Raw genomic sequence first — 7092 nt, 5'->3', positions numbered from 1 at the left:
GCCCCCCGACGGCGCGCCATCGTCTCCCGCTCGGCGGAGCGTCGTGGGGCCGGCACGGTGAAGGGCGGCAGATCGAGATCCTCGGCCACGTCGAGCAGCGCCTCCCGCATCTCGAAGGCGTTCGCATAGCGATCGGCCGGGCGGCGTTCGGTCGCCCGTAACACCACCTCGTCGAGTTCGACCGGGACCCCGGCGATCACGTCACCGGGCGCCGGCACGTCATAGGTCAGTCTCTGGTACGCCAGTGCCAGTGGCGTGTCGCCGCGGAACGGCGTACGCCCGGTGAGCAATTCGAAAAGCATGACCCCCATCGAATAGACGTCGCTGCGGGCATCGGCGGTCGCGGACTCGACCTGCTCGGGGGAGAGGTAGGCGGCGGTGCCGAGGATGACGCTGGCCGAGGTGACGCCCGATTCGGCGACCGCGCGGACCAGCCCGAAATCGGCGACCTTGACCTCGCCGGCATCGGAGATCAGCACGTTCTCGGGTTTGATGTCGCGATGTACCAGGCCGGCCGCGTGTGCCGTACCCAGTCCGCCCAGCGCCGGATCGGCAACGGCGACCACCGCATGCGGGGGCATCGGACCCCGCTCGCGCAACAGTTCTCGGACACTGCCGCCCTCGACGAGTTCCATCACCAGGAACGCGATCCCGTCGTCGATGCCCTGGTCGTAGACCGCGACGAGCCCGGGATGTTTCAGACCGGCCACCGCTCGCGCCTCGAACTCGAAGCGGCGCAAGAACTGTGGGTCCGCGGCGTAGCGGGTGTCCATCACCTTGACCGCGACGTCGCGGCCCAGCCGAAGATCGAGAGCGAGGTACACCGCCGACATGCCGCCACGGGCGATGGGCGCGTCGATGCGGTAGCGGTCCTCCAGCACCGCCCCGATCAGCTCGTCGACCCCTGCCTGCACGACAGTGAATCTACCCGGGTGGCGGTGCTGCGCCTCGGAACCACCGGCGGTGCTGCGCCCCGTAACCACGGCGGTGGTGGCGGCGAACCAGGTGAAGACACGGCCCGCGAGACGGTAATCTCTGGGCCGTGAGTTCACTTCCCCTCTCGCACGATGTCATCCCGGCCGAGGTCGAGACGTATTCGATCGACGAGGTCTCCCGACGGTTGGGCGTGTCGACCAATCGCGTGCGCACCTTGATCCGCGACCACCGCCTGCTCGCCGTCTCCCGAGACGGCGAGCCCGCGGTGCCCTGCCTGTTCTTCGACGACCTCGGTATCGCCAAGCACTTCACCGGCCTCGTCGATGTCCTGCTCGACGGCGGATTCACCCGCGACGAGGCGCTGCGCTGGCTGTTCACCGAGCTCGACGATCTGCAGATGCATCCGGCGGCGGCGCTGCACACGCACTCGGCACGCGAGGTCATCCGACGCGCGCAGGCACAGGCGTTCTAGGCTTACCTTCGGGACCCGCCGGGTTCGGCGCCCCACAACCGGCGGGCCAGGGCGCCCAGGCGCAGCGGGTCGGGGCGCAGCAGCGAGATGGCGGCGAGTAGCGACAGCGCGGCGGCCAACGCGACCTCGGGCAGCTTGTAGAAGACGATCGAATCGTCCGGCTGGAAGACGATCAACATGAACGTCGACACCCCGACCACGACGGCGCGGACCCATCCGGGCAGCGTGAACGCGACCGCGACGACGAGGACCCACGTGTAGTACCAGGGCAGTGTCGAGGGTTCGAGCAGCAGCACCGCCAGCATCGCCCAGGCCAGTCCGGCGATCGCGCTGCGTTCGTCGGCGCGGTGGCGCCACCACAGCGCCACGAGAATGATCGCCAGACACACCGCACCGATCGCCCGCGTGACGGTGAGGACCGGCCACAGATTCAGTGAGGTGAACGGTGCCGCGACCAGCGTCACCAGATGTGCTGCGGCAGTGGGCAGCGTGAACCAGTTGATGATCTGGTCGGCCCAGCCCAGCCCGGTGAGCCAGCCCAGTCCCAGGCCGAGCGCGGCGGTCCAGGCGGCGAACACCGCGACCGGCACGGCGATCACCACCGCGAACACCCGCGCGACATCGCCGCCGGTGACCTTGCGTTCGGATCGGATGTGCGAGAGCCAGATCCACACCACGAACGGGATCGCCACACCCGCGGTGACCTTGATCGACACGGCCAGCCCGAGCACCGCCAGACCGCTGATGTGCCGGCCGGCGACGGTCAGTGCGAGTCCGGCGGCCAGCACACCCATCATCAGCAGTTCCACGTGCGGGCCGCCGACGAGGTGGATCAACACCATCGGGTTGAGCAACGCCAGCCACACCCCGACCTCCGGTGACGCGCCGAAATGGGTCGCCAGACGTGGAACGGCCCACAGCGACAACAAGAGTCCGGGCAACAGCACCAGACGCATCAACCAGACACCGGTGAGCACGTGCTCCCCCGACACGGCCACCACACCTCGGGTGATCGCCATGAACATCGGGCCGTACGGCGCCGTCGTCGACGCCCACACCTGCGCCATGCTGTCGAGGACGGGACCGGGATGGTGGGCCGGTCCGTCGGCGTAGGGATCGAATCCGGCGGCGAAGACCACCCCCTGGCCGAGGTAGGCGTAGACATCGCGACTGAACAGTGGCACGGTCACGCACAGCGGTGCGGCCCACCCGATCACGGTCCACCGCAGTGTGGTCAGGCTCAGGAGGGGGTCGCCGGCAACCGGCGCGCACAGTCGGCGACCCACTCTCATCCACGCGAACACCATCAATGCGACGCCGAGCCAGAACACGACCGCGCCCAACGTCTTTCCGTGGCCGTAGGTGATCGCGTCGAGTCCCACGTCCTGCAGACCCGGGTGGTTGCGTGGGATGTCGGCGACCGAGAAGCCGCCCAGACACACCGCGATCGCCCCGATCCCGCCGAGCCAGATCTCGGTGGGCAGGCGCGGCGGCGGGGCCGGATGCGCGAGCGCGGGCCGGCCGATCGCCGTCACAACTCGACTGCGCGAGAACATGAGTCAGGCCTCGCGGTGGGCGATCCGACCGGCCATCGCGATCAGGTCGGCCCGGATGTCGGTGCCGATCTCGGCGCGTTCGAGCCGGGCAACGGCGGCGTCGAGCAGAGCGGTGACGCGGCGTTCGATCTCCTCGACGGCCCCCACGTCGACGAGAAGCTCACGGATGCGGTTCAATTCGTGGTCGTCGAGACGGCGGCCGACCGCGTCGCGCAACACCGCCGCCGACCGGGGGTCGCGCAGCTCGGCGCGCTCGAGGCCCAACGCCAGAAGCGCGGTGCGCTTACCCTCGGCGAGATCGTCGCCGGAGGGCTTACCGGTCCGATCCGGGTCGCCGAACACCCCGAGCAGATCGTCGCGCAGCTGAAAGGCGATGCCCAGATCGTGGCCCACCGAGCGCAGGTCGTCGAGCAGTGCGGCAGGTGCGCCGGCCATGCGGGCCCCCAGCTCGAGAGGACGGGCAACGGTGTAGGCGGCGGTCTTGAATTCCATCACCCGATAGGCGGATTCGACGGTGTCGTCGCCGCTGACCTCGTTGACGATGTCGAGATACTGCCCGCCGAGCACCTCGGTGCGCATCGCCGCCCAGACCGCCGACACCTCGGCCGGAAGCGGATTCGGTGCGGGTGCACCGGTGTCCGGGCCGGCCGGGCTGTGACCGCCGACGAGGTCGTCGGCCCAGGCCAGCGCGAGATCACCGGCGAGGATGGCCGCGGCGACACCGTGGCGGGCCCCGTCACCGGACCACCCGGCGTCGCGATGGGCGGTCTCGAAGCGCCGATGCACCGTCGGCCGACCGCGGCGGGTGTCGGAATGATCGATGATGTCGTCGTGGATCAGTGCACATGCCTGCACGAGTTCCAGTGCGGCACAGACCCGCAACGCATCGGCGACGGACTGCTCGGGATGGGGCGGACGCCTCTCGGGGCTGCTCATCCCGGCCAACCAGCCCGCGTAGGCGAACATCGGCCGAACCCGTTTGCCGCCGAGCCGGGCGAAGTCGGCGACGATGTCGGCGGCGCGCCCCACGACCGGCGAGATGGCGCCGGCGACCGGCAACGTGGCGTCGAAGAAGCGCTCGAGGACCACGCCCGTGGCGTCGGGTACCTCCGACAACGACGTCGGCTCTGCGGCGGGCGGCGGTGCGGTCGGGCTCACTCCCTCAGGCTAGGGCATGTCTCCCACGAACAGACACGCCCGGAGTGCCTGTCGCGAACGGCCCCGCCCTGGACGACCGACGTGCAGTGACGACCAACGTGCAGTGACGACCTACGTACAATGACGCGGTGACCTCATCCCCACCGGCGCTCTCCGTCGTCGAGCGCCTCGCCGCACCACCGGCCAACGGCGTCGTGCACTTCTCGGTGGAGTTCATGCCACCCCGTGACATCGAGGGCGAGGCCCGGCTGTGGCGGGCGGTCCGGGTGTTCGAACGTCTCGACCCGGCATTCGTGTCGCTGACCTACGGGGCAGGCGGATCGACGAGGGATCGTACCGTCCGCATCGCCGGTGAGCTCGCGACGCAGACGACCCTGCTGACGGTCGCGCATCTGACCGCCGTCAATCACAGCATCGCCGAACTGCGTGCCCTCGTCGGTTCCTACGCCGACCAGGGCATCACGAATCTCCTTGCGCTGCGCGGGGATCCGCCGGGTGATCCACTCGGCGAATGGATTCGACACCCGCAGGGTGTGCAGTACGCGCGTGAACTCGTCGAGCTGATCTCCGGGCTCGGTGACTTCCACGTCGGCGTCGCCTCGTTTCCCGAGGGGCACCACCGGGCCCGCGATCTCGACCAGGACACCGACGTACTCGTCGGCAAGCTGCGTGCCGGTGCCGAGTATTCGGTGACCCAGATGTTCTTCGACGTCGAGGACTTCCTGCGGTTGCGCGACCGGGTGGCACGCGCCGACCCCGAGCAGGCGGCCAAGCCGATCATTCCCGGGCTCATGCCGATCACCTCGTTGGCCAGTGCCCGTCGTATGACGCAGCTGTCGGGGTCGGTGATCCCGCCCGCGGTCGAGCAACGCTTCGCCGAGGCCGCCGGTGACGGCCCGGAGGAGGATCGCGCCGCGGTACGTGCCGTCGGCATCGACTTCGCCACCGAGACCGCGCAACGACTCATCGCCGAAGGCGTTGCCGGCCTGCACTTCTGCAGCCTGAACTTCGCCAAGGCGACCTGCGAGGTGCTCGACCGCCTCGGCGTGGGCGTGCCCGACGCGTTGCCGACGGTCGGGGCGCGCTGAGGGGCCGATCGGTCGGCTCAGGGTGATCCGGCGGGAGTCGGGTCAGGACTTGCCGGTGTTTCCGGGGTCCGGCGCTGCGGAGTTCGACACCGCGGGGTTCGGCACTGCGGGGTTCGACACCGCGGGGTCCTCGTGTGCAGCTCCCTGATCGGGCGCAGCGTCGGCGGGAACGGTGGCCTTCTCCGGTGTCGTGTCACCGGCGGTCTTCGTCGTTGAGGTCGTGGTCGTCGAGGTCGTGGTCCCTGACGTCGTGGTCCCCGACGTCTTTTTCCCGAATGTCTTCTTGCCCGCTGCCGATGCCGGGCGTCCCGGGCGCGGGCTGCGGTCGCGGGAGACGTAGGCCAACCGGATGACGACGAGCACCACGGCGGCGCAGATGAGCACCATCAGCCACGTCCAGCCGCCGAACGCGGCGGTCGACGGGTCGGCGTAGGTCGATTCGGCGGTGAAATCGGCGGACTTGCCGGGCTCGGGTGTCCAGGAGACCGAGGTGTTGGTGTTCTGGTCACCGTTGGTGGCGGTGATCGGGCCGGCGAACGAGATCGTGAACCGGACGTAGTCGCGATTCGGGATCAGTCCGGTGAGGTCGGTCGACCCGCGGAATCGCACCACCGAGCCGCTGCGCTTGGCCGACAGGTCCATGGTCATCGCGGTGTCGCCGAAGGCGTCGGCGATGATATCGCCGAGCTGACTGAGCTGACCTGCGGTCAGATTGCTGAAGGTCGCCCGGCTGCCGACCAGCGTGGCGTCGTCGCTGCTGTCGCCGGACTGTTCCTGCGGGGTCGGGGCCGCCTGTGTGGAATCGGACGGCGCGGACTCCGACGGCGTGGAATCCGACGGGGACGAACCCGGCTGGTCGGTGTCCTCCGACGGCGAACCCGGCTGCGCCGATGCCGGGGCGCCCGAACTCTCCGTGGAGGTGCTGGCGCGATAGTCCGAGACCGCGATGTTGCCGGTCATCGACTCGGGGATGTCGAATTTCGGTGCGCCACGCGGATTGTCCGGTGAGGTGGCCACGACCACGCTGCCCGCGAATCGATCACCGACCGTCGTGGACCGTTGCAGGCATCCCGACATCAACGGCGCCGCGATGAGCAGCACGACCGTGAGCAGAAAGGCAGACGCGCGGGGTGGGCTCGGGCGAGTGATCGGCGGACGCACGCTGATCATCGTGCCAGATGCCGGGGTGATAGCGGCCATAGGCGCCGACCGCGTGTATCGCCGCGGTGCCGGCCCGAGCTGCGGGCGATCGCCGCCCGTCCGGCGATACGCCCGCTGGCCCCGGTGACCCCGCCGCCGGGATGGGTCGAGGCGCCGGCGAGCAGGATTCCGTCGGCGCCGGGCACCTCGTGGCCGGACAGGTCCGGGTGCGGACGCAGCATGAACATCTGGTCGATGGTCATCTCGACGTGCATGATGTTGCCGCCGATCAGTGCCAGTTCGGATTCCAGCGCCTGCGGGGTTTGGACGTGGCGGTGCTCGATGCCGTCGGCGAAACCGGGCGCGTGGCGCTCGACCTCGGCGATGACCGCGTCGGCGGCGGTGGCGGCCACCTCGTCCCACCCCGACCCGTCGGCGAGATGACGCGGATGCCATTGCGCCCACAGATTGACGAGATGGTGTCCGGGTGGGCTGAGGGTCGGGTCGATGCCGGAGAATCCCATCGCCACACAGGCCGGCCGATCGGGCAGTTCGCCGACCGCTGCCGCGGTCTGCGCGCGACGAAGGTGGTCCCGATCGGTGACGAGCAGTCCCAACGCCGAATGCACGCCGTGCGCGGGGAGGTCGGCGGGCAGATCCCGATACTCGGGCAGCTCCCTGGTTCCCAGCCGCACGGCCATCCCGATACCCGAGCCGACGATGATCTGACGCCGCCATCGCG

6 protein-coding genes and 1 pseudogene are annotated in these 7092 nt (G+C 69.6%); 2 read left to right on the top strand and 5 right to left on the bottom strand.

Features of this window, described 5'->3' with window-relative positions; all coding sequences use genetic code 11:
- Positions 1–914: protein kinase (locus tag B1964_RS13445; protein WP_079930110.1), on the bottom strand; the 914-nt coding region annotated here is incomplete at its 3' end.
- A gap of 128 nt (positions 915–1042) precedes the next feature.
- Here B1964_RS13445 and B1964_RS13440 point away from each other — a divergent pair.
- Entirely contained in the window at positions 1043–1408 is a 366-nt protein-coding gene (locus B1964_RS13440) for an Rv2175c family DNA-binding protein (RefSeq protein WP_006370522.1), read from the top strand.
- Positions 1409–1410: 2 nt separating this feature from the next.
- Here B1964_RS13440 and mptB read toward each other — a convergent pair whose 3' ends face one another.
- Both mptB and B1964_RS13430 read right to left on the bottom strand, forming a co-directional pair.
- Positions 1411–2964 (bottom strand): polyprenol phosphomannose-dependent alpha 1,6 mannosyltransferase MptB, encoded by a 1554-nt coding sequence (gene mptB / locus B1964_RS13435; protein WP_035728105.1) that lies wholly within the window; start codon positions 2962–2964, stop codon positions 1411–1413.
- A 3-nt stretch (positions 2965–2967) separates the two neighbouring features.
- Positions 2968–4122 carry a polyprenyl synthetase family protein gene (locus tag B1964_RS13430; RefSeq protein WP_020170914.1) on the bottom strand — a complete coding sequence of 385 codons (1155 nt, stop codon included), beginning with the start codon at positions 4120–4122 and terminating at the stop codon, positions 2968–2970.
- Positions 4123–4250: 128 nt separating this feature from the next.
- Here B1964_RS13430 and B1964_RS13425 point away from each other — a divergent pair, with 128 nt between their 5' ends.
- Positions 4251–5210, top strand: a complete 960-nt coding sequence (locus B1964_RS13425; protein ID WP_006370519.1) for a methylenetetrahydrofolate reductase — start codon at positions 4251–4253, stop codon at positions 5208–5210.
- 42 nt (positions 5211–5252) lie between these two features.
- On the opposite strand, the gene B1964_RS13420 is transcribed toward B1964_RS13425, so the two are convergent.
- Both B1964_RS13420 and B1964_RS13415 read right to left on the bottom strand, forming a co-directional pair.
- Positions 5253–6380 carry a hypothetical protein gene (locus B1964_RS13420; protein WP_020170915.1) on the bottom strand — a complete coding sequence of 376 codons (1128 nt, stop codon included), beginning with the start codon at positions 6378–6380 and terminating at the stop codon, positions 5253–5255.
- A pseudogene (locus B1964_RS13415) lies at positions 6377–7092 on the bottom strand (NAD(P)/FAD-dependent oxidoreductase); the annotation flags it as partial. The gene B1964_RS13420 and the pseudogene B1964_RS13415, both read right to left, overlap by 4 nt.

The sequence above is a fragment of the Gordonia sp. i37 genome, from assembly GCF_002043085.1.
In the GTDB taxonomy this organism is placed as follows: Bacteria; Actinomycetota; Actinomycetes; order Mycobacteriales; family Mycobacteriaceae; genus Gordonia; species Gordonia polyisoprenivorans.
The sequence above is the reverse complement of the archived record's forward strand: the minus strand, read 5'-3'. Positions and strand labels throughout refer to the sequence as shown.

Excerpts from the sequence above, each read along its gene's own strand:
- mptB (WP_035728105.1), bottom strand. The coding sequence starts at position 2,964 with ATGTTCTCGCGCAGTCGAGTTGTGACGGCGATCGGCCGGCCCGCGCTC.
- B1964_RS13420 (WP_020170915.1), bottom strand. The coding sequence starts at position 6,380 with ATGATCAGCGTGCGTCCGCCGATCACTCGCCCGAGCCCACCCCGCGCG.